The sequence below is a fragment of the Stenotrophomonas sp. YJH_SMC_46 genome (assembly GCF_059370315.1).
On the sequence record NZ_JCAFTO010000001.1, the window covers coordinates 25,366 to 49,018 of the forward strand.

The 23,653-nt window shown below is 65.9% G+C and carries 24 protein-coding genes; 9 read left to right on the forward strand and 15 right to left on the reverse strand.

What is annotated here, in order from left to right:
- Positions 1 to 35: 35 nt before the first annotated feature.
- From AC5P8C_RS00120 to AC5P8C_RS00150, 7 genes are all read right to left on the reverse strand, one after another.
- Positions 36 to 500: a hypothetical protein gene (locus tag AC5P8C_RS00120; protein WP_495218179.1), complete on the reverse strand. Its 465-nt coding sequence runs from the start codon at positions 498 to 500 to the stop codon at positions 36 to 38.
- Positions 501 to 634: 134 nt separating this feature from the next.
- Entirely contained in the window at positions 635 to 850 is a 216-nt protein-coding gene (locus AC5P8C_RS00125; RefSeq protein ID WP_233652866.1) for a hypothetical protein, read from the reverse strand.
- 98 nt (positions 851 to 948) lie between these two features.
- Entirely contained in the window at positions 949 to 2,139 is a 1,191-nt protein-coding gene (locus AC5P8C_RS00130; RefSeq protein ID WP_019659632.1) for a methyl-accepting chemotaxis protein, read from the reverse strand.
- Positions 2,140 to 2,302: 163 nt separating this feature from the next.
- Positions 2,303 to 2,917: a high frequency lysogenization protein HflD gene (gene hflD, locus AC5P8C_RS00135; RefSeq protein WP_233652865.1), complete on the reverse strand. Its 615-nt coding sequence runs from the start codon at positions 2,915 to 2,917 to the stop codon at positions 2,303 to 2,305.
- Positions 2,914 to 4,056, reverse strand: coding sequence for a tRNA 2-thiouridine(34) synthase MnmA (gene mnmA, locus AC5P8C_RS00140; protein ID WP_495218180.1), 1,143 nt, complete (start codon positions 4,054 to 4,056; stop codon positions 2,914 to 2,916). Before mnmA ends, hflD begins: the two co-directional genes overlap by 4 nt.
- Positions 4,053 to 4,514, reverse strand: coding sequence for an NUDIX hydrolase (locus AC5P8C_RS00145; protein WP_019659635.1), 462 nt, complete (start codon positions 4,512 to 4,514; stop codon positions 4,053 to 4,055). Before AC5P8C_RS00145 ends, mnmA begins: the two co-directional genes overlap by 4 nt.
- Before the next feature lies 1 nt (position 4,515).
- Positions 4,516 to 4,989, reverse strand: a complete 474-nt coding sequence (locus AC5P8C_RS00150) for a hypothetical protein (protein WP_019659636.1) — start codon at positions 4,987 to 4,989, stop codon at positions 4,516 to 4,518.
- Positions 4,990 to 5,101: 112 nt separating this feature from the next.
- Here AC5P8C_RS00150 and clpS point away from each other — a divergent pair, with 112 nt between their 5' ends.
- A complete protein-coding gene (gene clpS / locus AC5P8C_RS00155; RefSeq protein ID WP_019659637.1) occupies positions 5,102 to 5,428 on the forward strand; it encodes an ATP-dependent Clp protease adapter ClpS in 327 nt (108 codons plus the stop codon).
- A 100-nt stretch (positions 5,429 to 5,528) separates the two neighbouring features.
- Here the strand turns inward: clpS and AC5P8C_RS00160 are convergent, their stop codons facing one another.
- On the reverse strand, positions 5,529 to 6,341 hold the full coding sequence (locus AC5P8C_RS00160; RefSeq protein WP_495218181.1) for an APH(6) family putative aminoglycoside O-phosphotransferase: 813 nt from the start codon (positions 6,339 to 6,341) through the stop codon (positions 5,529 to 5,531).
- Positions 6,342 to 6,479: 138 nt separating this feature from the next.
- Here AC5P8C_RS00160 and clpA point away from each other — a divergent pair, with 138 nt between their 5' ends.
- Positions 6,480 to 8,765, forward strand: coding sequence for an ATP-dependent Clp protease ATP-binding subunit ClpA (gene clpA / locus AC5P8C_RS00165; protein ID WP_019659638.1), 2,286 nt, complete (start codon positions 6,480 to 6,482; stop codon positions 8,763 to 8,765).
- Between the two features lie 68 nt (positions 8,766 to 8,833).
- Here the strand turns inward: clpA and AC5P8C_RS00170 are convergent, their stop codons facing one another.
- The 4 genes from AC5P8C_RS00170 to aat all read right to left on the reverse strand — a co-directional run bounded on the left by AC5P8C_RS00170 (position 8,834) and on the right by aat (position 10,826).
- The gene (locus tag AC5P8C_RS00170; protein WP_233652863.1) at positions 8,834 to 9,208 is read right to left on the reverse strand and encodes a hypothetical protein; all 375 of its coding nucleotides are present in this window, start codon (positions 9,206 to 9,208) and stop codon (positions 8,834 to 8,836) included.
- A gap of 128 nt (positions 9,209 to 9,336) precedes the next feature.
- Positions 9,337 to 9,609, reverse strand: coding sequence for a hypothetical protein (locus AC5P8C_RS00175; RefSeq protein WP_019659642.1), 273 nt, complete (start codon positions 9,607 to 9,609; stop codon positions 9,337 to 9,339).
- A 171-nt stretch (positions 9,610 to 9,780) separates the two neighbouring features.
- Complete coding sequence (gene infA / locus AC5P8C_RS00180; protein ID WP_005409596.1) at positions 9,781 to 9,999, reverse strand: translation initiation factor IF-1; 219 nt, start codon at positions 9,997 to 9,999, stop codon at positions 9,781 to 9,783.
- An 86-nt stretch (positions 10,000 to 10,085) separates the two neighbouring features.
- The gene (aat, locus tag AC5P8C_RS00185; RefSeq protein ID WP_026346973.1) at positions 10,086 to 10,826 is read right to left on the reverse strand and encodes a leucyl/phenylalanyl-tRNA--protein transferase; all 741 of its coding nucleotides are present in this window, start codon (positions 10,824 to 10,826) and stop codon (positions 10,086 to 10,088) included.
- Between the two features lie 72 nt (positions 10,827 to 10,898).
- Here aat and AC5P8C_RS00190 point away from each other — a divergent pair, with 72 nt between their 5' ends.
- Together AC5P8C_RS00190 and AC5P8C_RS00195 are read left to right on the forward strand one after the other, a co-directional pair.
- Complete coding sequence (locus AC5P8C_RS00190; RefSeq protein ID WP_019659644.1) at positions 10,899 to 12,167, forward strand: hypothetical protein; 1,269 nt, start codon at positions 10,899 to 10,901, stop codon at positions 12,165 to 12,167.
- A gap of 102 nt (positions 12,168 to 12,269) precedes the next feature.
- Complete coding sequence (locus AC5P8C_RS00195) at positions 12,270 to 13,547, forward strand: hypothetical protein (RefSeq protein ID WP_241873914.1); 1,278 nt, start codon at positions 12,270 to 12,272, stop codon at positions 13,545 to 13,547.
- A 21-nt stretch (positions 13,548 to 13,568) separates the two neighbouring features.
- On the opposite strand, the gene AC5P8C_RS00200 is transcribed toward AC5P8C_RS00195, so the two are convergent.
- Positions 13,569 to 14,693 carry a GNAT family N-acetyltransferase gene (locus AC5P8C_RS00200; protein ID WP_019659646.1) on the reverse strand — a complete coding sequence of 375 codons (1,125 nt, stop codon included), beginning with the start codon at positions 14,691 to 14,693 and terminating at the stop codon, positions 13,569 to 13,571.
- A gap of 102 nt (positions 14,694 to 14,795) precedes the next feature.
- Positions 14,796 to 15,767 (reverse strand): thioredoxin-disulfide reductase, encoded by a 972-nt coding sequence (gene trxB, locus AC5P8C_RS00205; protein WP_019659647.1) that lies wholly within the window; start codon positions 15,765 to 15,767, stop codon positions 14,796 to 14,798.
- Positions 15,768 to 16,000: 233 nt separating this feature from the next.
- Between trxB and AC5P8C_RS00210 the strand changes: the two genes are divergently transcribed.
- The 5 genes from AC5P8C_RS00210 (at position 16,001) to AC5P8C_RS00230 (ending at position 23,204) form a co-directional block, all read left to right on the forward strand.
- Positions 16,001 to 18,361 (forward strand): DNA translocase FtsK, encoded by a 2,361-nt coding sequence (locus tag AC5P8C_RS00210; RefSeq protein ID WP_019659648.1) that lies wholly within the window; start codon positions 16,001 to 16,003, stop codon positions 18,359 to 18,361.
- 39 nt (positions 18,362 to 18,400) lie between these two features.
- The gene (locus AC5P8C_RS00215) at positions 18,401 to 20,344 is read left to right on the forward strand and encodes a DUF3857 domain-containing protein (RefSeq protein WP_019659649.1); all 1,944 of its coding nucleotides are present in this window, start codon (positions 18,401 to 18,403) and stop codon (positions 20,342 to 20,344) included.
- A gap of 111 nt (positions 20,345 to 20,455) precedes the next feature.
- A complete protein-coding gene (gene lolA / locus AC5P8C_RS00220; protein WP_019659650.1) occupies positions 20,456 to 21,094 on the forward strand; it encodes an outer membrane lipoprotein periplasmic chaperone LolA in 639 nt (212 codons plus the stop codon).
- A gap of 272 nt (positions 21,095 to 21,366) precedes the next feature.
- A complete protein-coding gene (locus tag AC5P8C_RS00225) occupies positions 21,367 to 22,644 on the forward strand; it encodes a replication-associated recombination protein A (RefSeq protein WP_019659651.1) in 1,278 nt (425 codons plus the stop codon).
- 188 nt (positions 22,645 to 22,832) lie between these two features.
- Entirely contained in the window at positions 22,833 to 23,204 is a 372-nt protein-coding gene (locus AC5P8C_RS00230; protein WP_026346975.1) for a DUF805 domain-containing protein, read from the forward strand.
- Positions 23,205 to 23,277: 73 nt separating this feature from the next.
- Here the strand turns inward: AC5P8C_RS00230 and AC5P8C_RS00235 are convergent, their stop codons facing one another.
- A complete protein-coding gene (locus AC5P8C_RS00235; protein ID WP_233652857.1) occupies positions 23,278 to 23,652 on the reverse strand; it encodes a hypothetical protein in 375 nt (124 codons plus the stop codon).
- Between the last annotated feature and the right edge of the window lies 1 nt (position 23,653).

The following is a 23,653-nucleotide window of genomic DNA, read 5'->3' on the forward strand; positions in this document are numbered from 1 at the left end:
GCAGCAGGTCATGCGTTTCTCGGGATCGACTTGGGTCAATCTTCTTCGGCGAGATCGCTTAGGTCCAGGATCTGCGGATCAACGCTGCTGGCTACGATGCTCCTGATCAGCCCCGGGCGGCGGCGAAGCGAGTAGGCGCGAATCGCATGGATGGGACTGAATTCACACAGGGGGTAGCGTGAGTGCCCCATGATGACGGGCCTGTTGAAGTGGATGTCTTTAGGGTCATCAAGTGGCAGGGCCCACTTCCCGCCGTGTAGCAGCCTGACGGTCTCCCCTAGATATCGGGCGAACACGACCGTCAGAGAGTCCCGCTCGTCCTCAGATAGCGTGGCTGCCATCAAGTCATGGAGGCGTTCCAGCCTGTCGAGGCTTTCGGGGCTGCCATCCAGTTCAATGCCATGCGTTTGAGCCTGCGCGACCAGCCATTCTATCTGGCCGTCCATCAGCATAAGGAATTGCTCAAAAGCCTCGCGGGCTTCTTCCAGATTGAACGTCATGCGGAGGCCAGAGAGACAGGGGGAGTGGGCAGTGTGTCCTCGTCCCCTTCCTCAGGCTATGCAACAAATCCTAAAAGGCGACAGGCAAAGCAGAGGTGCAGATATCGCGGCGGCCATCCACGCATGGCGTGGATCTACTTCAGCGCTTCCCCATCCAGCCCGAGATCCCAGGCCAGGCCCAGCAGCGCCTCGTCCGCCCGCGACGGGGCCGGGCGCGCGTCCGCCAGCTGCTGCAGTTCGCGGATCTCCTCGCGGGCGACCTCTTCCAGTTGCTGCAGCTGCTCACGCACGCTCGCGTTGCGCGGGCGCTCGGTGTCGGTGAGGGCGGGCAGGGCGCGGATCAGGGTCATGGTGCGCGTACAGGATGCATCCAATGGCGGGTTACAGGCAAAGGCCCCGGACGAACCGGGGCCTTGCGGGCTGCCGGCGAGGGCAGCGGACATCAGGATCAGAACAGCTCGACGGTGCCGGCGCCCATGCTCTGCTGGGCAACCGGCTTGTGCGGCGGGCGTTCCCATTCGCTGCGCAGTTCGCGCAGGCGGCTGCCGGTGCGCTGCAGGGCGGTGGCGATCTCTTCGTCGAACACGCCGCCATTGCGGTGCAGCAGTTCCTGCAGCGCCACCGCTTCACGGTTGATCGCGGTCAGGCGGTCCAGGTGGGTGTGCACGCCGCCCAGGGCCTGGGTGGCGATGTCTTCGAACTGCAGGGCGCGCACGGCTTCAGCCACGCTGCCATCGATCGCACGGGCGCACTCGGACACTTCACGCATGCCGTCGCCCAGCGAGGCATTGATCTGGGCCACGTTGTCGAGCATCGCGGCCGCTTCCTGGCGCGCTTCACGGGAGCGGTCCATGTCGCGCGATGCCATGTGCGAGACCGTCTCGCGCACCTTGGCAATGGCGTCCTTGGAGCTGTGTGCCAGCTTGCGGATCTGCTCGTTGAAGGTGGTCGAGCGCTCGGACAGGTTGCGCACTTCGTCGGCGACCACCGCGAAGCCTCGGCCGGCTTCACCGGCACGCGCGGCTTCGATGGCGGCGTTCAGCGCCAGCAGGTTGGTCTGGTCGGCGATCGACTTGACGTCTTCCAGCAGCGCGAAGATGCCATCCAGGTGCTGCGCCATCTGGTCGATGTGCTGCACGGTGGTGCTGCTCTGGCCGCTGACCTGTTCCAGTGCTTCCACCAGCTGCTCCATGCGGTGGCTGGCGTGCTGGGCGAAACGGGCAACGTCGAGGCCGGCATTGCCTTCATCACCGGCGCGGTCGACGATGCGCGACAGGGCCTGGCTCTGCTGGCGCGACTTGCGGTTCATCGCATCGAAGCTGCCACCGAGGCTGGAGACGGCCTGGCGGATCAGGTCACGGGCGCGTTCCACTTCGCCGCGCGAACCCTCAATCTCGTTGCCGACGAAGTTGCGCAGTTCGGTCAGCAGCTGGTCCTGCTCACGCAGGACACGGGCATGTTCCGGGGAACGATGCGCCTGGGCGCGGGTGGTCCACCACGCAAAGCCGAGCCAGCTCAGCGTCATCGTGGTCAGGATCGCCCAGCGCAGGGCGGCCGGCCATTCGAAACCGATGGCGAAGGGGAGCAGCAGGGTCAGAGCCAGGGGGGCGGCCAGACGGATGAAAATGCGTGAGTACATGGACGTTCTCGGGAGGTGCACGGAGGATGTATCGGCCGTACCCCCTTTCTCTTTAACGTCGATGTGCCCCGAAGTGCATTCTGAATGCGCCGGTTTTCCGGCGCTGGCGGTGATTCGGTGTCCGATTCCCTTTTCCATGGAAAAGCGCCCGGACCCCATGCGCTTACGCCAGCTGGCGGTCCACCGCCTCGATCATCGCCTTGCGGCCGAACAGGAAGTCCCAGTAGCTGCCGCCCAGCTGCCGCCACAGCACCGCCGCGCGCACCGCGGCCAGCAGCAGGGCTCGGATCTCCGCCACCACACCGGCCTGGCCAAGGTAGTGCGGGTTGCCCTGCACCATCACCCGCGGCTTGAGGTGGCTGATGGTGTCCGCGTACAGGCTGCCCAGGCTGGCCAGCACATCCGGGTGGCCGCTGTCGCCCAGCTCGGCGGCCTGGCGCTGGGCGCGCTCGATGCCCGAGGCGACCTTGTTCACCGTGGCGCCATCCTGAACGAAGCGGCGCTCCAGCTGCAGCACCGACAGGGCCAGCTTGGGCAGGATCGGATCCTGGCCCTGGCTGCGGAAGTAGTTGTGCAGCAGGCGCAGCCCGGCCTTCAGTGCATGGCGGTCACCGAATACCGCCTGCGGCGAGGACGCATCGACACGGAACACGCTGTCCACGGCGGTGCGCACGGCGGCGGCGTCGGAATGGCCGGTATCGGCGATGCGGCGGACCTGCTGCAGGGCCTGTGCAATGCCGGCCAGGGCCAGGACGCGGTCGTCGACAGTGAAACTCATGCAGCGGATACCTCAAAAGGGGAAGGAGTGGTGCGCAGACGCTGTTCCAGCGGCGCATCGGTGGCGGCGATCACCGCGCCACCCAGGCACACATCACCGTCATACAGCACCAGCGATTGACCGGGGGTAACGGCACGCTGCGGGCGCGCGAAGGTGACCAGCACGCTGCCATCGTCCAGCACCTGGACCGTACACGGCTCGTCAGGTTGGCGGTAGCGGGTCTGGGCGGTGCATTCAAAGCGCCGCGACGGCGGCGAGCCGGCAATCCAGTGCGCGGTTTCCGAACGCAGGCGGTTGGAAAGCATCCACTTGCTGTCGCGGTCCTGGTCCACGTACAGCACGTTGCTGGCCACATCCTTGCCGACCACGTACCACGGTGCGGCCGGGCGGCCGCGTACGCCGCCGATGTTCAGGCCCTCGCGCTGGCCCAGGGTGAAATAGAACACGCCCGGATGTTCGGCGATCACGCTGCCGTCGGCCGGGTCAAGGATCTGGCCGGGCCTGGCCGGCAGGTAGCGGCCGAGGAATTCGCGGAAATCCCGCTCGCCGATGAAGCAGATGCCGGTGGAATCCTTCTTGGCGTGGGTCGGCAGGCCGACGTCGCGCGCAATCCGGCGCAGGTCGGTCTTTTCCAGGTCGCCGATCGGGAACAGGGTCGCTGCCAGCTGCGCCTGGCCCAGCTGGTGCAGGAAGTAGCTCTGGTCCTTGGAGCGGTCGGCGCCACGCAGCAGCAGCCATTGGCCACCGCGCTGGGCTACGCGCGCGTAATGGCCGGTGGCGATGCGCTCGGCGCCCAGCTCGCGGGCGGCATCCAGGAAATGCTTGAACTTCACCTCGCGGTTGCACAGCACGTCCGGGTTCGGCGTGCGGCCAGCGGCGTACTCGGCCAGGAAGTGCTCGAACACACCCTGCCAGTACTCGCTGGAGAAGTCCCGGAAGTGGAACGGGATACCGAGCAGGCCGCATACGGCGACCGCATCGCGGCGGTCATCCTCAGCGCGGCAGTCACCGCTGCCGTCGTCGGCCCAGTTCTGCATGAACAGGCCTGCCACGGCCTCGCCCTGCTGTACCAGGCGCCAGGCCGCGACGGAAGAGTCTACGCCACCGGAGACGCCCACCATCACGCGCGGCGTGCTCATGCGACCTCCCGGACCAGCGAAAGCGGATGGCGCTGGCCACCCAGGTAATCCGCCACCACCTGCCAGACCAGCGGGCTGCGCTGGCGCTCGCCGGCGGCCTGCAGCTCGGCCGGGGTCAGCCACAGCGCGCGGTCGATGCCGGTGTCCAGCGGCTGCGCCGGGTCGTGCGAGAGCGGGCGCGCTGCGTAGCAGAAGCGCAGGAACGCGGTGCCGTCGCCGGCAGTCCACTGGTAGCAGCCGATGAAATGGGTCAGCTGCACGGTCCAGCCGGTTTCCTCGCGGGTCTCGCGCAGGGCTGCCTCGGCCAGGCTTTCGCCCGGCTCGAGGTGGCCGGCAGGCTGGTTCAGCACTTGGCGGCCGTCGATGGTCTCTTCAACCAGCAGCACGCGGCCGCCGTCGACCACCACCGTGGCGACGGTGGCGTGCGGTGCCCAGCGCGGGTCCGGCGTGGCGTTCAACTCAGAACTCGTCCTTCTTGGTCAGCTCCAGCTCCATCGCGTCGGCGGTGCGGATGGCCGCATCGATGGCGTCACTGAGCTGGTCCGGGGTGGCATCGGCATCGATCTTCACCACGAACATGGCGGTGGTGTCCTGCTTGACCCAGCCGCCCATCTTGGCGTCCTGCGAATCTTCCAGCAGGCGGTTGGCCACGGCCACCGGGAACTGCTTGGTCTTGGCGTTGTACGCCGGCGACCAGATCTCTCGGATGTTGTGGCTGCCGAAATCTTCCACCGCCGAGCGCACGTAGACCATCTGGGTGCGGTCACCCTCGACGTCGAAGACCATGCGGTAGTCGCCGTCCTCGTCGACTTCATAGGTATAGCCCAGCTTGTCCAGGTGGCGGCCCACGGACTTGTCGGCGGTGGTTGCGGCGGTGGCGGCGCCGGCAGCAGCCAGGGCGATCAACAGGGCGGTAAGAAGGGTCCTTTTCATGAAGATCCTGTGAAACAGTGTTGAGAGAAGATGCAATTGTGACGGCGGCCGTGCGTGCCGTCCAATCTGCGGCGGGCCGACGCAGGCTTCTCCGAGCCTCTATAATGGACGGATGCCCCATGAGTCCTCCCCCGATTCCCAGCACGAGCACGGCGTTGCGGTAGAACCTGCGCGCCCGGAAGTGGCGCCGCCGCCGTTCTACCAGGTGATGCTGCTCAATGACGACTACACCCCGATGGATTTCGTGGTGGACGTGCTCCAGCAGTTCTTCAACATGGACCTGGACAAGGCCACGCAGGTGATGCTGCACGTCCATACCCGCGGCCGCGGCGTGTGCGGGGTGTTCACCCGCGAAGTGGCCGAGACCAAGGTGGCCCAGGTCAACGAGTATTCGCGGATGAACCAGCATCCGCTGCTGTGCACGATGGAGAAGGCCTGACCGGCCTTTTGTAGAGCCGAGCCCATGCTCGGCTGCTGTTCGTGCAGGTATCCAGATCGCTGGCAGAGCAGCCGAGCGCAGGCTCGGCTCTACAGCCGGATCACGCTTCCGCCAGCGCCTGCAACGCCATCCTCGCGACCGATTCGTCCACAACCGCTTGGTCGCCATCATCGCGGAACCACACCGCCGACAGCCCTGCGCTGGCAGCGACCCAACGCAGCAGGCGGGTGCGCTCGAGGCCGGCCAGCGCGGTCACCTGTTCTGCGCGCGCGGCAAACCGCTCGGGCCGGGTGGCCACATGGATGCCCGGGCCGCAGAGATCCGGGTTGCTGAACAGCGTCGTGTAATCGAACGCGCGATCGCCCAGCAGCCGCTTCGGGTCGATCGCCAGCCAGCCGCGCGCGCCGAAGTCGAGCACGTTGTCGTGGTGCAGGTCGCCGTGCAGCGGCCGGATCTCCTGTTCGTCACGCAGCACCCCCTCCGCCAGTGATCTGCACTGTTCCAGCAGTGGCGGCAGCGCAGCCCTTGGCTGCAGCAGGTCGGCGAACCATCTACGCAGGCAGACCAGTTCCGCTGGGCGCGCGCTCCGTGGCCGGTGCAGCCGCTGCAGGACCTGGCACAGGACCGTGGTGCAGGCGTCATCGTCGCCCGCGATTGAACGTTGCCGCAGCGAATCGCCTTCGGCGCGCTCGATCAGGATTGCCGGCCCCTCGTGGGCCAGCAGGCGGGCAGCGCCATCACCGTCCCACCAGCGCAGCAGGCGGTGGCTGTTCTGCTCCTCCGCTTCGCTGCTGATCTTCAGCATCGCCGGCGCGCCGGCAGCGGTCAGCACCGGCCAGAGCCGGGCGTGGGGCGTGCAGATGGCCGGGCCATCACGCCGCAATCGCCAGCGGCTCAGGTAGGGTTCGCTCATGCCGGTTGAGGTCTTCTGGAGTGAATGAAGATCAAGCGTTCTGCAGTGCTAACGCCATCTGAACGCAGCAATCCGCTAGGGTGATGGAAATCGCGTAGTCAGGCCGCATATTGTTCCCATCTGCCGCCGGAGTAATCCATGTTCAGCAAAGACCTCGAACACACCATCGGCCAGTGCTACAAGCGCGCCCGTGAGGCCCGGCATGAGTTCATGACGGTCGAACACCTGCTGTTGGCACTGCTCGACAACCCGTCCGCCCAGGCCGTACTGAAGGCCTGCGGTGCCGACGCCGAACGCCTGCGCCAGGAGCTGGAGCAGGCCATCGAGGCCTCGGTGTCCCGCCTGGCCGAAGATGACGGCCGTGACACCCAGCCGACCCTGGGCTTCCAGCGGGTGCTGCAGCGGGCCGTGTACCACGTGCAGTCCTCGGGCAAGAAGGAGGTCACCGGCGCCAACGTGCTGGTCGCCATCTTCGGCGAAAAGGACTCCCACGCCGTCTACTACCTCAACCAGCAGGATGTCACCCGGCTGGATGTGGTCAATTACCTGTCCCACGGCATCGCCAAGCTGGGCGAGGAAGGCGAGCAGCCGTCCTCTTCCTCCGAGGGTGAGGGCCGTATGGAAGGCGGGGATGGCGAGCCGAAGGGCGATGCCCTGACCGAATTCGCCAGCAACCTCAACGAACAGGCCCGGTCCGGCCGCATCGATCCGCTGGTCGGTCGTAGCGACGAGATCGAGCGCACCATCCAGGTCCTGTGCCGGCGCCGCAAGAACAATCCGCTGTACGTGGGCGAGGCTGGCGTGGGCAAGACCGCCATCGCCGAGGGCCTGGCCCGCCGCATCGTCGAGGGCTCGGTGCCCGACGTGCTGGCCGACGCGGTGATCTACTCGCTCGACCTGGGCGCGCTGGTGGCCGGCACCAAGTACCGCGGCGACTTCGAGAAGCGGCTGAAGGGTGTGTTGACCGCGCTGAAGAAGGTGCCCAACGCCGTGCTGTTCATCGACGAGATCCACACCATCATCGGCGCCGGCTCGGCGTCGGGTGGCACCATGGATGCGTCCAACCTGATCAAGCCGGCGCTGGCCTCCGGCGAGCTGCGCTGCATCGGCTCGACCACCTTCCAGGAATATCGCGGCATCTTCGAGAAGGACCGGGCGCTGGCCCGCCGCTTCCAGAAGATTGATATCGTAGAGCCGACCGTGGGCGAGGCCTACGAGATCCTGCAGGGCCTGAAGTCCAAATACGAGTTGCACCACAGCGTGACCTATTCGGACGAAGCGCTGCAGGCGGCGGTGGACCTGTCGGTGAAGCACATCGGCGACCGCCTGCTGCCGGACAAGGCCATCGACGTGATCGACGAGGCCGGTGCCCGCCAGCGCCTGCTGCCGGAAGGCCAGCGCAAGGAGCTGATCGACGTCGAGGAAGTGGAAGCGATCGTGGCCAAGATGGCGCGTATCCCGACCAAGCAGGTCAGCGCCACCGACAAGGACGTGCTGCAGCATCTGGAGCGCAACCTGAAGATGGTGATCTTCGGGCAGGATCCGGCGATCGAGACGCTGTCCTCGGCGATCAAGCTGGCCCGCTCGGGCCTGGGCAACCCGGAGAAGCCGATCGGCAACTTCCTGTTCGCCGGCCCGACCGGCGTCGGCAAGACCGAGGTGACCAAGCAGCTGGCGCTGCAGCTGGGCATCGAGCTGGTCCGCTTCGACATGTCCGAGTACATGGAGCCGCATTCGATCAGCCGCCTGATCGGCGCCCCTCCGGGCTATGTCGGCTTCGACCAGGGCGGCCTGCTGACCGAGAAGATCGTCAAGACACCGCACTGCGTGCTGCTGCTGGACGAGATCGAGAAGGCGCACCCGGACATCTTCAACATCCTGCTGCAGGTGATGGACCGCGGCGTGCTGACCGATACCAACGGTCGTGAAGCCAACTTCAAGAACGTGGTGCTGGTGATGACCACCAATGCCGGCGCGGCACAGGCCTCGCGGCGCTCGATCGGCTTCACCAAGCAGGACCATGCCACCGATGCGATGGAGACCATCCGCCGCAGCTTCACCCCGGAGTTCCGCAACCGCCTCGATGCGGTGGTGCAGTTCCAGGCGCTGGGCTTCGAGCACATCCTGCGCGTGGTCGACAAGTTCCTGATCGAGCTGGAGATGTTGCTGCAGGACAAGCACGTGAGCCTGTCGGCCACCCCGACCGCCCGCGACTGGCTGGCCCACCACGGCTTCGACCCGCTGATGGGTGCGCGCCCGATGGCCCGCGTGATCCAGGACAAGATCAAGCGCCCGCTGGCCGACGAGCTGCTGTTCGGCAAGCTGGTCAACGGTGGCAAGGTCAGCATCGATGTCCGCGACGACGAGCTCGTGGTCGAGACCCAGGCCGAACCGGAGCGGCTGCTGCCGGTTACGGTGGAGTGAGCTGAAGGCTTGGCGTGAAAGACTGGGAATGACAAGGGCGGCTTCGGCCGCCCTTGTCCAGTATGGGGTCAGCGGCTGCGGCGGCGTGCTTCGCGCTTGAACCGCCCGGCATCGATCGGCTCGATGCGCGCAACCTCGCAGCTGCCGCGACCGGTGTCCAGAACGCTTCGGCCATCGCTGCACAGCTCGCCAGCCTCCTTGCCGTCGGTCTTGAAGCCGAGGCGGGTGGCCAGCACGGCAGAAGGGCAGCTGTTGCGGAAATGCACCACATAGTGGTCTTCACCGGCGCGAAGCAGGACGTTCCTGTCAGCGCCGGCGCGAACGATCTGCTGTTCGTCGGTCAGTGGTACGCATTGCGCCGGCGGGGTGCCAGCGGCATGGGCGGGCGGCGCCAGGGTGATGGCAGACAAAGCCAGGGGGACCAGCAGGGAAGACAGGTTCATGGCGGGGCAGGGGCGGCGATCCGGACTGGATCGGATTCCAGGTTGCCGCAGCCGCTGCAAATGCGAATCTGCCGCAAGCAAGGCTGACCGACGTCACGGTGAGATCGGTCACGATGACCTTTGGCGCGTCAGGCGGCGATTGAGCGGAATCCTTGCTGGCGCCCCTGGTCGCCGCCATCCTCGATGACGAATGCGACTGCCTCATGTGGAATATGCAGGCGCTGCTTGAGTGTGCTGCCCATGTGTGGGACCTCGCGCTGCACGGCCAGATACAGTGGGTGGGATGCGTCCATGCTGGTACAGACCAGGCAGGGCTGGCCGAACCAGGTGCCGTCCGGCCCCTTGCTGGCGTAGCAGCGGCTGGTGACGGACTGCGGGTCCAGGACGATCAGGTAGGTCATGCGCGCAGCGCCCTCTGTGAAGAACGCGTTGAGTCTAGAGTTCCGGCGCGATGCTGGATTTCAGACAAGGACGAAAATCGAATGGCCCCGGAGACTTTGACTTTATTCCGTGCACGACAAAGGGCCGGAAGCGAGGCCGGCCCTGTCGGAGTGGCGCAATGCGCCGACCGCTTACTTCATGCGGTAGGTGATACGGCCCTTGGTCAGGTCGTACGGGGTCATTTCAACCTTGACCCGGTCACCGGTGAGGATGCGGATGTAGTTCTTGCGCATGCGGCCGGAGATGTGGGCGATGATTTCGTGCCCATTTTCCAGACGAACGCGGAAAGTGGTGTTCGGCAGCGTCTCGCTGACGGTGCCCTCGAACTCGATGGAATCGTCTTTCGACATGTAGTCCTGTGCGGTTCAGAAAACGGCCACGCTGGGCCTAAGGCGCGGTATTTTACGCGTGATGGGCCCGGCTTGCAAAGTTTGTGTTAACCCCCGGCCAAACGCCGTGCTGGCAAGCGTCCGACCGCCTGGGTCCAGGGGCCTTCACGGCCGTCACGGTGTACGGCCTGACGGACGTGCTCCAGAAAGTCCGCGCGCGGCAGGTGCTCGGCGCCCATCCGCAGCAGGTGCGGGTTCTCCACCTGGGCATCGATCAGTTCCCAGCCCCAGTCACGCAGGGTGGATGCGAGGGCGGCCAGGGCGATCTTGGAGCCGCCGCTGGCGCCACTGAACATGCTTTCGCCGAAAAACATCGATCCGATCGCCACCCCATAGATGCCGCCGACCAGCGTCTGCCGGTCCCAGACCTCGAAGGAATGGGCAAAGCCGAGGTCGTGCAGCTGGCCATAAGCCTCGACCATCGCCGGGCTGATCCACGTACCGTCCTGGCCCGGTCGCGGTGCTGCGCCGCAGGCACGCATCACACGACTGAAAGCGGTGTCGGCGGTGATCTCCCACGTGCTGCCGCGCAACTGGCGGCGGAAGCGGCTGGACAGGTGCACGCCCTCGGTACGGAACACCATGCGCGGGTCTGGCGACCACCACAGGATTGGCTCGCCCTCGCTGAACCAAGGAAAGATACCGCCGGCGTAGGCATTGAGCAGGCGCACCGGATGCAGGTCGCCGCCCACCGCGAGCAGGCCGTCGGGCTGGTGCAGGGCGGTCTCGGCTGGAGGGAAGGGCGCGTCCGGCGCATCGGCCAGGCGCCAGGGCAGCTGGCGGGTCATGCCGTCATTGTATTCGCCGTGGCGGTCGCTGATGTCTGTCACCATCAGCGTCCTACGGCAAGGAGCCCACGCATGAGTGACGCCATCACCGCCATCCTCGACGTGCACGACACCGCGCGCTCGCGCAACGACAGCCAGAGCATGCTGCTGGCGCTGGCCACTGAGCAGCCGGGCCAGCTTGGTGCGCTGATGCTGCTGGCCCTTGCCCGGCGTTCACCCAGCTCGGCCTTTCTCGACATGGCGCTGGATCTGCTGCCCGATGAAGCGATTGTGCCGGTCTGTACCGAGGCCAGGCGTCGCTATCGTAATGGCGAGCGCGGCGAACTGCTGGCCAGCGTGATCGAATTCACCAGCTACCAGGCGCCGCAGGTGCTGCAGGACGACTGGGAGGCCTTGCTGGCGCTGGCCACCGAAGACGAGCTGCAGCTGGCTTCGCAGGTATGGCAGGGCCTGCCCTCCGTCATTGCCGTGCAGTGGGCGCAGATTCTGGCTGAGGCCGACGACGATCGCGAGATGGCGCGGGCCAGGGCGCTGCTGCTGGCGGCGCAGCCCGAGAGCTATGCCGTTGCCCGCGGCTACCTCGCTGACTGGGGCGCGCTGGATGCTGAGGTCTGGGCGCATTGGGCCGGCGTCGCCGACGGACCGCAGCCGCGGCGCCTGCATGGGGAGCGGCCGCTGCACATCCGCTTCGGCCGCGAGCAGCATCGCGCGCAGCAGGCGGACGAACCGAGCTGGCGCAAGCGCATCTGGCGCCTGCACCCGACCTGGAATGGTGGGCAGGTGCGTCACGCCGGTTGTATGGGAGGGCCGCTGGAGGCGCAATGTGGCAGCTGCCATGCGCCGTTGCAGCGCCTGTTGCAGACAGATGCCGCCGCGCTGCAGCCGGGCGCAACGGGTGAGATCACGCTGGGGCTGTGCCTGGACTGCTGCGGTTGGGAAGATCCGCCCGTGCGTTTCTATCGCCACGATGCCGCCGGCCTGCCCAGCTGCCACCCCAGCCAGCATCGGGAGGTGCCGGCCACGCCGACCGACAGCGGTGACCTGATGCAGGCCGAGGTCGGCCTGGCCGCCATGGACACCATGCGGTGGGAGCAGCAGGACTGGGGCCAGTCCAATCATCGGCAGAACCTGTCGCGCGTGGGCGGCGCACCGAGCTGGGTGCAGAGTGCTTGGTATCCGGCGTGCATCGATTGCGGTGAGGAGATGCCCTTCGTGATGCAGCTGGATTCGACGCTGCCGACCACCGGTGGAGGCGCGCTGCTATGGGGCAGTGGCGGCATGCTCTACACGTTCTGGTGTGCGAAGTGCCGGGTGAGCGGGCACTTCTGGCAGTGCACCTGACGGTCCCGGTGGTTGGAAGGTTTCCTTTTTTGAGATTTGTTGCATTCCCGTGGGATGCATCGCCAGTCACCCTCTTGGTTTACATGCCCCGAGCTGACCGCCATGACCTGTGTTGTCGCCATGCAAGAGCTGCTTGAATTGGCCCGAATGCCGGGAGGCTCAGACGGAGCCTTGGTTGCGATGCTGGATCTCTATGGACGTGATCCTGCCGCCCTCACGACACTGCTCATCCTGGCGATGAAGTTTCAGGCGGAGAAGAGCCGGATGCTGATGGCTGCGGCGGAGTTGCTGCCGGATGAAAGTGTCGCAGAGGTGTGCCGATTTGCCTGGGGCGAGTTCAAGAGCGGTAGCCGCCATTGGCTGGCGACCAGGATCGCGGCGCAGGCGGCCTATCGTCTCCCCGGATTGCTTCATGATGACTGGGATGCCGTCCTTCGCCTGTCGGCACACGAGCCAATAGAAGGCCCATTCTGGCGGGAGCTGCCGATTGAGGTCGGTCGGAGATGGATCCAGGAGGCAAGAGGGCCGTCGTCGTCTGATGCTGGCTTGCCCGGGTTGCCGCTTGAAATGAGTGGGATAGTGGAGTTCCAGGACGCCGTGCGTGACCCATCTGGTTCACGGGATGAACCTTGGGCGACAATCGGTAGGGGGGGATTGTCTGGCCTTGAGCTGGGCTCGGGACGCGCATTGCATGGAGAGCGTGGTCTCCACCTGCGTTTCAGTGCGCAACTTCAGCGCTTGCAACTGGCGGAATCCACAAAGGTCGAGCGTCGCCTCCAGCACTTTCATCCCACCTGGAAGGGTGGGAGTGCGAAGGCAACGGCGCATGTGGGTGGCCGCCTGGAAGGGAGATGCGGAATATGCGGCTCACCGCTGCAGCGTTTGCTGGAACTGGAGCTGGCATTGATCGGCCCGTGCACCCTCTCGAAGGTGACGCTCGGCATATGCCTGGACTGTCCCGACAATGGAGAGTCCGGTTGGTGCCACGGAGATCCCGTGTATTTCCGCCACGATTCACAGGGCTTTCCCAACGCCCATGAATCGCAGGTATTCGATTCGCGGGCATGTCCTGAAACGTCCACCACCCTGATGGAGGCGGAGGTCGATCTGGTCGAGCTTCCGGGTCGGTTCTGGCAGCCGCCGAGCTATGTGGGTGGCTGGCAGAACTACAGCCGGGTGGGCGGACTGCCATCCTGGATCCAGAGCGGGCTCTATCTGTCCTGTCCCGACTGCTGCCGCACAATGTTCTTTGTCATGCAGCTCGATTCTCACATTCCTTTGGACGATGGCTCCCTGATGCAGTGGATGAATGGAGGAATGCTCTATACGTTCTGGTGTGACCATTGCCAGATCAGTGGGCACTACAGCCAGTACTCCTAGCTCATCCGAGCAAGCTCGACTCTACGTTCCTACGCGGAACGGACCATGCCCCTGCAATTCCTGCTGGTACCGCCGCACACTCTGCCGCTCCTGCCGGCACCAATCCTGCAGTGCCTCTGCGAAATCCGGATCGGCCACCCGGTGTCGGCTGCGCACCAGCGTCGGCAGGAACCCGCGCGCCAGCTTGTGCTCGCCCTGTGCGCCGGGCTCGAAACGGCTCAGGCCTTCGCGCAGGCAGTATTCGATGCCCTGGTAGTAGCAGGCTTCGAAGTGCAGGCCGGGCAGGGTGGCGCCGCCCCAGTAGCGGCCGTACAGCGTATCGCCACCGCGCAGGCACAGCGCGCCGGCAATCGGCTCGCCGTCCTGTTCGGCCAGAAACAGCACCAGCCCGCGTCCCAATGAAATGGCCAGATGGCGCAGGAAGGCCTCGGTCAGTGCCGGGGCGTTGCCGTACTCGAGGAATGTCTGCAGATAGAAGCGGTACATCGCCTGCAGGTCGGCGCGGCCGGCCTCGTCGCCATGTACCACGCGGAAGGTGATTCCCTGGCGGGTGACTTTGGCCCGTTCCTGGCGGATGTTCTTGCGATGCTTGTGGTCCATCGCAGCGAGGAACTGGTCGAACGTCGCCCAGTCACCCGGATTCTGCCATTGGAACTGCACGTCCTCGCGCAGCAGCCAGTCGTCATCGAACAGAGCCTCATCGCTGGCGGTGTGGAAGTTGATATGGGCCGAGGATACGTGCAGCGCGGGCAGCGCCTCGCGCAATGCCGACAGCAGCGCGATGCGCCCTGAATCGTGACGGGCCAGCAACCGCGGGCCGGTGACCGGCGAGTACGGCACCGCGCCCAGCCACTTCGGATAGTAGTCGCGGCCGTGGCGGGCATACGCGTTGGCCCAGGCATGGTCGAACACGAACTCGCCGTGCGAATTGGTCTTCAGGTAACCCGGAATGGCGCCGACCAAGGTGTTGCCTTCCCAGAGCGTGAAGTGCCGGGGCTGCCAGCCCCAGTCCTCGCGCAGGCAACCGTGCTGTTCAAGTCCGGAAAGGAAGGCGTGGCTGACGAAGGGGTTGCGGCCGTCGTGCAGGGCATCCCAGTCGGTCGCGGCGATGGACTGCAGGGAGTCGAGGAAGCGGGGGGAAGACATGGGGGAAGGATAGGGCAGATGAAACAGAAAGGCCGACGCACTGGCGTCGGCCTATCATCCGGAGTCGGGCGTGGCGCGACCCTACAGGAGCGGGTCAGCCTCTCAGCTGGCCTTGCCCTGGGCGTCCAGGTAGCGCTCGGCATCCAGTGCGGCCATGCAGCCGAAGCCGGCCGAGGTGATCGCCTGGCGGTAGTGCTGGTCGGCCACGTCGCCGGCGGCGAACACGCCTTCCACCGAGGTCTGGGTGGCATTGCCGCCCAAGCCCGAGCGGATCTCCAGGTAGCCGTTGTTCATCGCCAGCTGGCCGTCGAACAGCTGGGTATTCGGATGGTGGCCGATGGCCACGAAGAAGCCGTGGGCGTCGATGTCACGGGTACTGCCGTCCAGCGTCGACTTCACGCGCACGCCGGTCACGCCGGCGTCGTTGCCCAGCACTTCCTCCACCTGGTGGTGCCAGACGGTCTCGATCTTGCCGGCAGCAACCTTGGCAAACAGCTTGTCCTGCATGATCTTTTCCGCCTTCAGGGTGTCGCGGCGGTGGACCAGATAGACCTTGCGGGCGATGTTGGACAGGTAAAGGGCCTCTTCCACGGCGGTGTTGCCACCGCCGACCACGACCACGTCCTGGTCGCGGTAGAAGAAGCCGTCACAGGTGGCGCAGGCGGACACACCGCGGCCCTTGAAGGTCTCTTCGGTCGGGATGCCCAGGTATTTGGCGGTCGCGCCGGTGGCGATGATCAGCGCATCGCAGGTGTACTCGTGGCTGTCGCCGATCAGCTTGAACGGGCGCTGCGACAGGTCGGCGGTGTGGATGTGGTCGAAGATGACCTCGGTCTCGAAGCGCTCGGCGTGCGCCTGCATGCGCGCCATCAGGTCCGGGCCCATCAGGCCGTGGGCGTCACCCGGCCAGTTGTCCACCTCGGTGGTGGTCATCAGCTGGCCACCCTGCTGCAGGCCGGTGATGACGACCGGCTTCAGGTTGGCACGGGCGGCGTAGACGGCGGCGGTCCAACCGGCCGGTCCGGAACCGAGGATGACGAGGCGCTGGTGGCGGGAGGGCAGGCTGGTGCTCATGTAGACTCGCGAAAAGGTAGATGGGACAAGGCGCTGGCGATGTTTGCGCAGCATCCGTGGCTGGTCATAGAGTGGCGGCTGGGGCAGGGCGATTCAAGCCGATGAACGGAACGCCGTCATCCAGCAGTGGTTTCGGCCCTCGGATTGCCCTGTCGGACGTCGCATAACTGAAAACTGACGCCGTCTCATTTATTATCAATCACTAACAGCGCATTCCAAAGGTATGGTCTAAGGTGGCGAAGCAGGTCCCCGAACGCTCCAAGTCCGACGACAGCAAGGCGTCACGTCGCACGGCCGCGGCGGCGACGACCGACAATCCACGCCGCCAGCGCCTCTGGCGCGACCTGGGCCTGATCGCCATCGCGCCGGCCCTGCTGTATCTGGCGGCCAGTCTTTTCACCTATTCAGCGACTGATCCGGGCTGGTCGCACACCGGCAGCGTGGTTGCGCCGGTGCACAACCTGGGCGGCCGCGCCGGCGCCTGGATCGCCGACGTGCTGCTGCAGCTGTTCGGCTACATCGCCTTCCTGCTGCCGGTGGTGCTCGGCGCGCTGGCGTGGATCGCCATGTTCGGCCTCAAGCGCGAGAGCAAGGGCGAGAACGACCTGGATCCGGCACTGCGCCTGGTCGGTCTGGTCGGTTTCCTGATCGCCGGCACCGGCTTCCTGCATGTGCGCCTGTTCAGTGGCGATGTCGCCAGTGCCGGCGGCATCCTCGGCAAGCTGGTCGGCAATTCGCTCACGGTGGGCTTCGGCGCGCTGGGGGCGAACCTGTTCGTGCTGGTGCTGCTGCTGGCCTCGATCACCCTGGCCACCGGGCTGTCCTGGTTCACGGTGATGGAGAAGATCGGCCGCGGCGTGATGTCGCTGGCGCCGTTGCTGGAACGCAAGAAGGAAGAAGTCACCGAGTGGAAGCAGACCCGGGTGATGCGCGAGGAACGCCAGGAAGTACGCAAGGCCGACGCCGAGGTGCGCGCCAAGCGCGAGCCGGTGAAGATCGAGCCGCGTCCGGAGCCGGTGATCGAGAAGAGTGATCGGGCCAAGCGCGATACCCAGATTCCGATGTTCCGCGGCGTCAACGGTGATGGCTCGGACCTGCCGCCGCTGGCGCTGCTGGATGATCCCAAGCCGCAGCCCAAGGGCTACGACGAAGAGACGCTGGAGACCCTGTCGCGGCAGATCGAGTTCAAGCTGAAGGACTTCCGCATCGATGCGCAGGTGGTCGGCGCCAATCCCGGCCCGGTCATCACCCGCTTCGAGATCGAGCCAGCACCGGGTATCAAGGTCAGCCAGATCAGTTCGCTGGACAAGGACATCGCGCGTGGCCTGTCGGTGAAGTCGGTGCGCGTGGTCGATGTCATTCCGGGCAAGTCGGTGATCGGCCTGGAAATCCCCAATGTCACCCGCGAGATGATCTTCCTGTCCGAACTGCTGCGCTCGAAGGAATATGACAAGTCGGCCAGTGTGCTGACCCTGGCGCTGGGCAAGGACATCGCCGGTCGCCCGACCGTGGCCGACCTGGCACGCATGCCGCATCTGCTGGTGGCCGGTACCACCGGTTCGGGCAAGTCGGTGGCGGTCAATGCGATGGTGCTGAGCCTGTTGTTCAAGGCCTCGCCGAAAGACCTGCGGATGCTGATGATCGACCCGAAGATGCTCGAACTGAGCGTCTACCAGGGCATCCCGCACCTGCTGGCGCCGGTGGTCACCGACATGAAGGAGGCCGCCAACGGCCTGCGATGGTGCGTGGCCGAGATGGAGCGCCGCTACAAGCTGATGAGCGCGGTGGGCGTGCGCAACCTGGCCGGCTTCAACAAGAAGGTGAAGGAAGCCCAGGACGCCGGCCAGCCGCTGATGGACCCGCTGTTCAAGCCGAACCCGGAGCTGGGCGAGGCACCGCGTCCGCTGGAAACGCTGCCGTTCATCGTCATCTTCATCGACGAATTCGCCGACATGATGATGATCGTCGGCAAGAAGGTGGAAGAGCTGATCGCGCGCCTGGCACAGAAGGCGCGTGCGGCCGGCATCCACCTGATCCTGGCCACGCAGCGCCCGTCGGTGGACGTGATCACCGGCCTGATCAAGGCCAACATCCCGACCCGTATCGCCTTCCAGGTCAGCTCCAAGATCGACTCGCGCACCATCCTCGACCAGTCCGGCGCGGAAACCCTTCTCGGCCACGGCGACATGCTGTACCTGCCGCCGGGCACCGCGCTGCCCGAGCGCGTGCATGGTGCGTTCGTGTCCGATGACGAAGTGCACCGCGTGGTCGAGCACCTCAAGGCGATGGGCCCGGCCGACTATGTCGACGGGGTGCTGGACGAGGTGCAGACGATGGGCGACGGCGTGGTCGTCGGTGCCACCGGCCTGCCCGAGACCAGTGCAGCCGGCGACGAGTCCGACCCGTTGTATGACGAAGCACTGCGGGTGGTCACCGAGACCCGCCGTGCCTCGATTTCCGGCGTGCAGCGCCGGCTGAAGATCGGCTACAACCGTGCAGCGCGACTGATCGAGGCCATGGAAGCGGCCGGCGTGGTCAGCCCGCCCGAGCACAACGGCGACCGCACGGTGCTGGCACCGCCGCCGCCGAAGTAAGACCCGACGTATCCCCCACGACGTCCAAGGAACCGACGCATGCTTCACCCCGTATCAAGCGCGCTGGCGCTGGCGCTGGCAGCCCTGATGGCTGCCGGCCCGGCACTGGCAGAAACCGCCACCTCCGCGCCCGCCACGGCGCCGCCTTCCACCAGCGGCGATACCGAAGCCAGCAATAATTTCAGCATTGTCCGTTACCGCGCCGACTACCAGGTCCGGCCGGACGCGGGCAATGTGCAGACCGAAACCTACGAAGTCCTGCTCAAGACCAAGGCCTCCGTCGAGCAGTTCAGCCAGGTGCGGCTGAGCTACAGCGAAAAGATGGAGACGCTGGAAGTGCTCGGTGCCTACACCATCACCGCCGATGGCCAGCGCCGCGACGTGCCGGCCGACCGCATCTACACGCAGGAGAGCTACTCCAGCGCCTCGGCGGCGATGTATGCCGACCGCAAGGTGCGGGTGATCGTGTTCCCGAACCTGGCCCCGGGCACGCGCCTGTACTACAAGGTGCGCCGCACCCAGGCCACGCCGTACTTCCCGGGCTATTTCGGCCTGTGGGAGACCTTCAACGTCTTCACCGAGTACGAGGACGCCGAGGTCACCCTGAGTGCGCCGGCCAACCTGCCGATGTTCGTCGACAGCCGCGGCGTGCAGGGCAGTGACCGGCCGACGGTGAAGAACGGCCAGGCGCAATGGCGCTGGCGCTACCAGCGTCGTGAGGCGATGCCGGCGCAGAACTGGTCGGCGGCGGGCTGGGAGTTCGGCCCGAACATCATGGCCAGCACGTATCGTGACTGGTCGCAGATGGGGCGCGCCTACCAGCTCAAGGCGGGCCCGGCGGCCGAGGTGACCCCGGCGCTGCAGGCGCTGGCTGATGAGATCACCGCCGGCATCAGTGACCGCCGCGAGCAGGCTGATGCGCTGTATCGCTGGGTCGCGCAGAACATCCGCTATGTGGCGGTGTACCTGGGCAACGGCGGCCTGGAGCCGAACAGCGCGCAGAGCATCCTCGACAACCACTACGGCGACTGCAAGGACCATGTGACGATCCTGGAGGCGCTGCTGGCGGCCAAGGGCATCGCCAGCTCGCCGGTGCTGATCGGTGCGGGCGGTGGCCCGACGCTGCCGAAGATTCCGGTGCTGGGCCGCTTCAACCACGCCATCACCTACATTCCCGAATTCGATCTGTACCTGGATTCGACCACCGCGTGGGCGCGCTTCGGTCAGCTGCCAGAGGGTGACCTGGGTGCACCGGTGATGCGTACCCGTGACGCCACGCTGGCGCGTACCCCGGCCAATACGCCGGAGCGCAATGCGACGTCGATGGAGGTGCGTTTCACGTTTGATGCCAACGGCAACCTGCGCGGCGAGACCATTCCCAAGTTGGGTGAGAACGCCGAGATCGGCATGCGCGCGCAGTTCTCCCAGCTCAACGCGCAGAACCGTGCGCGCGCTGAGGAGCAGATCATGGCCTCGTCCGGTTTCGATGGGCGAGGGCAGCTGCAGATCCAGGGCGTGCCGGTCGACCTGACCCGGCCGTTCGGCTACCGCATGGCGTTCCAGGCCGAGGACTACGCCGATTTCAGCGTGGCCGGCGGCATGGCCGTGCCGGATCCGCCGGGTGGCGAGTCGGTGCGGGGGTTGTATGCCACCGCCTCGGCGCCGGCCAACGAAACGCCGTTCTACTGCAACGCCAGCCTGCGCGAGGAAACCTATCGCCTGCAGTTCCCGGCCAATGCGCCGATCATCGCCATTCCGGCCAGCCAGCGCTTTACCAATGCCGCTGGCGAATACCGGGTGGACTGGAGCCGCGAGGGCCAGGACGTGATCGTGCACCACCGCTTGCAGCAGAATGCGGTGCGTGGGCCGGAGGCGCTGTGCCAGCCGCAGGACTACCCCGCGTTCCGCGCGCTGTACCGCGAAGTGCGGCGCGGCTTCCGCGGCCAGGTGCTGTACGGCAAGCTGCCGACATCTGGCGGCTGAATCGCCGATGGACGTTCAGGGCGGCATAATGTCGCCCTGATCGCCCATTCATCTTTCCCTGGGCACACTGGCAACCACCTTTCCTGGCGCCCGCGCCCACAGGATTTCCGCATGAACTTCCACTTCCGCCGTTTCCTTGCCACTACTACCCTGGCCGTCGCCTGTGCCGCTGCCGGCAGTGCCTGGGCCGGTGCCCGCGATGACCTGAAAACCTTCACCAGTGGCCTGAAGGGCTTGGACGGACAGTTCAGCCAGCAGGTGTTCGACAGCCGCGGCAAGGTGAAGGAATCGACCAATGGCCGCGTGGCGCTGTCGGCGCCGCGCCTGTTCCGCTGGGAATACGTGCGCCCGCATGAGCAGTTGATCGTGGCTGACGGCAAGAAGGTCTGGATGTACGAGCCGGACCTGGAGCAGGCCACCGTGCGCGAGCAGGGCAAGGAAGAACAGAACAGCCCGCTGACCGCGCTGATCAACCCGGCGCTGCTGGAACAGCAGTACGACGTCAGCGAAGAGGCCGCGCAGCGCGACGGCCTGCAGTGGCTGTCGCTGTCGCCAAAGCGCGAGACCGAAGCCAGCTTCCAGTACGCCGCGCTGGGCTTCAACGCCCAGGGCCTGGCCAGGATGGAAATCACCGATGCGGTTGGCCAGCGTACCGTGATCACCTTCAGTGGCTGGAAGCGCAACCCGGGCTTCGCGGCCGGCACCTTCAGCTTTACGCCGCCGAAGGGCACCGACGTTATCGGGAATTGATTGCGGTCGCCGGGCATGGCCCGGCGCTACCTGCTCTGGTGGGTGTCAACCGGCACCGCCTTGGTGGGGGTCAACCTTGGTTGACACGCTGTTGATCTGCCGGCCAGCGGCCGGCACTACCGGACATCGCGTCCCGCCCGCCGGGCACGGCCCGGCGCTACCGTTGGGCGGCGCGGTACAATGAGCGGGTGGCAAGACATCGTTCAACTTCCTTCCCCGGCCCCGATCTGCTGAGTGTTGATCGGGAACATCTGCGCCCGCTGGCCGAGCGCATGCGCCCGCGCACCCTGGACGAAATGGTCGGGCAGAAGCGCCTGCTGGCGCCGGAGAGCGCACTGCGCCGTGCAGTCGAATCCGGTCGCGTGCATTCGATGATCCTGTGGGGGCCGCCCGGCTGCGGCAAGACCACGCTGGCGCTGCTGCTGGCCGAGTACGCCGATGCGGAATTCCGTGCCATCTCCGCGGTGCTTTCCGGGTTGCCGGAAGTGCGCCAGGTGCTGGCCGAGGCCGCGCAACGCTTCGCCGAAGGCCGCCGCACCGTGCTGTTCGTGGATGAGGTACATCGCTTCAACAAGGCGCAGCAGGATGCGTTCCTGCCGCATATCGAGCGCGGCACCATCCTGTTCGTCGGTGCCACCACCGAGAATCCATCGTTCGAGCTGAATTCGGCGCTGCTGTCGCGTTGCCGCGTGCATGTGCTGGAAGCGGTATCACCAACCGATATCGTCGAAGCGCTGGAACGCGCACTGGGCGATCGTGAGCGCGGCCTGGGCGAAGAAGGCATCGAGGTCGCTCCCGAACTGCTGCTGGAGATCGCCACCGCTGCCGATGGTGATGTGCGTCGTGCGCTGACGCTGCTGGAAATTGCCGCCGAACTGGCGGGCGGGGAGGGGGGGCGCATCACGCCACAGACCCTGACCCAGGTGCTGGCCGATCGTACCCGCCGCTTCGACAAGGGCGGCGAGCAGTTCTACGACCAGATTTCGGCGCTGCACAAGTCCGTGCGCAGCTCCAACCCCGATGCTGCGCTGTACTGGCTGACCCGCATGCTCGATGGCGGCTGCGATCCGTCGTATCTCGCGCGCCGGCTGACCCGCATGGCCATCGAGGACATCGGCCTGGCCGATCCGCGCGCGCAGAGCATGGCGCTGGAAGCCTGGGACATCTACGAGCGGCTGGGCAGCCCGGAAGGCGAGCTCGCGTTCGCCCAGTTGGTGCTGTACCTGGCGAGCACCGCCAAGTCGAACGCGGGCTACGCCGCGTTCAACCAGGCCAAGGCCGACGTGCGCCAGAGCGGTACCGAAGAGGTGCCGCTGCACCTGCGCAATGCGCCGACCAAGCTGATGAAGGAGCTGGGCTACGGCGCCGAGTATCAGTACGACCACGATGCCGAAGGAGGCATCGCGCTGGACCAGACCGGTTTTCCGGACGCGATGGGCGAACGGGTGTACTACAACCCGGTGCCGCGCGGCCTGGAGATCAAGCTGAAGGAAAAGCTGGATCGGCTGCGCGCCGAGCGCGAGGCGGCGCGGGCCGCGAAGGGCCGTTGAGTCGGCTCATGTAGCGTCGAGCCACGCTCGACTCCGCTCTGGACCGATCCAGCAGCACCTGCGGAAACAGCAGCCGAGCATGGCTCGGCTCTACAGGGGTAATCGCAGTCGAGTGTGGTTCGTCACCACATTGTCCTGCGGGCGCTCCTTTGGCACACTGCGCGGCTACTTTTTCAAGGATTGATGCCGTGCAGGAAATGATTCTGCCGTTGAAGCGTTACGCCCAGTTCGAGGGCCGTGCCAACCGTCGCGAATACTGGATGTTCCAGCTGTTCCTGTTGATCGTCTCGGCCGTCCTGATGGTCCCGCTCATCGCCGGGTTGGTGATGCAGTCCGACGTGCTTGGCATCGCGTCGATCATCCTGTTCGTCGTGTTCTGGCTGGCGACGTTCGTGCCGGTCATCGCCGTCACCGTGCGCCGCCTGCACGACTGCAACCAGTCGGGCTGGATGTACCTGCTGGCCTTTGTTCCGTTCGGTGGCCTGGTGATCTTCGTGTTCGCGCTGCTGCCGGGTACACCGCAGGAGAACGTCTACGGCCCGGTGCCTGCGGGGCCGTGAGACTGCGTGAGTCGAGCATGGCTCGACTTCTACGGGACGGGAAAACGAAGCCGGCGTTTCGCCGGCTTCCTTCTTACTTGATGCTGCAGTCGCCGAAGGACAGGTAATCCGTTCCCGAGCTGAACTGCAGCGTGCAGCTGGCGGTGAAAGTCGCGCCTTCTTCCAGCGCACCCAGCTTGGCCGCCTGCTGCTCATCGTCGCTGGTCAGCCGGGCCAGGACATTGCCCTGGTCATCGCCGGCCTCGATCAGCGGTTCGCCCGCCAGGTTGCTGGAAACGCTCAGTGCCACGGCAGTGAATGTCACCGTCTGGTTGAGTTCGTCCATGCCCAGTGAAGAATTGCCGGCTTCTTCAAAGGCCTGGTAGAGCGTTGGCAGGTCCTGTGCGGCATGGGCGGCCAGCGGTGCAAGCAGGCCGAGGGAAAGGGCGATCAGTGCGTTGTGCTTCAAG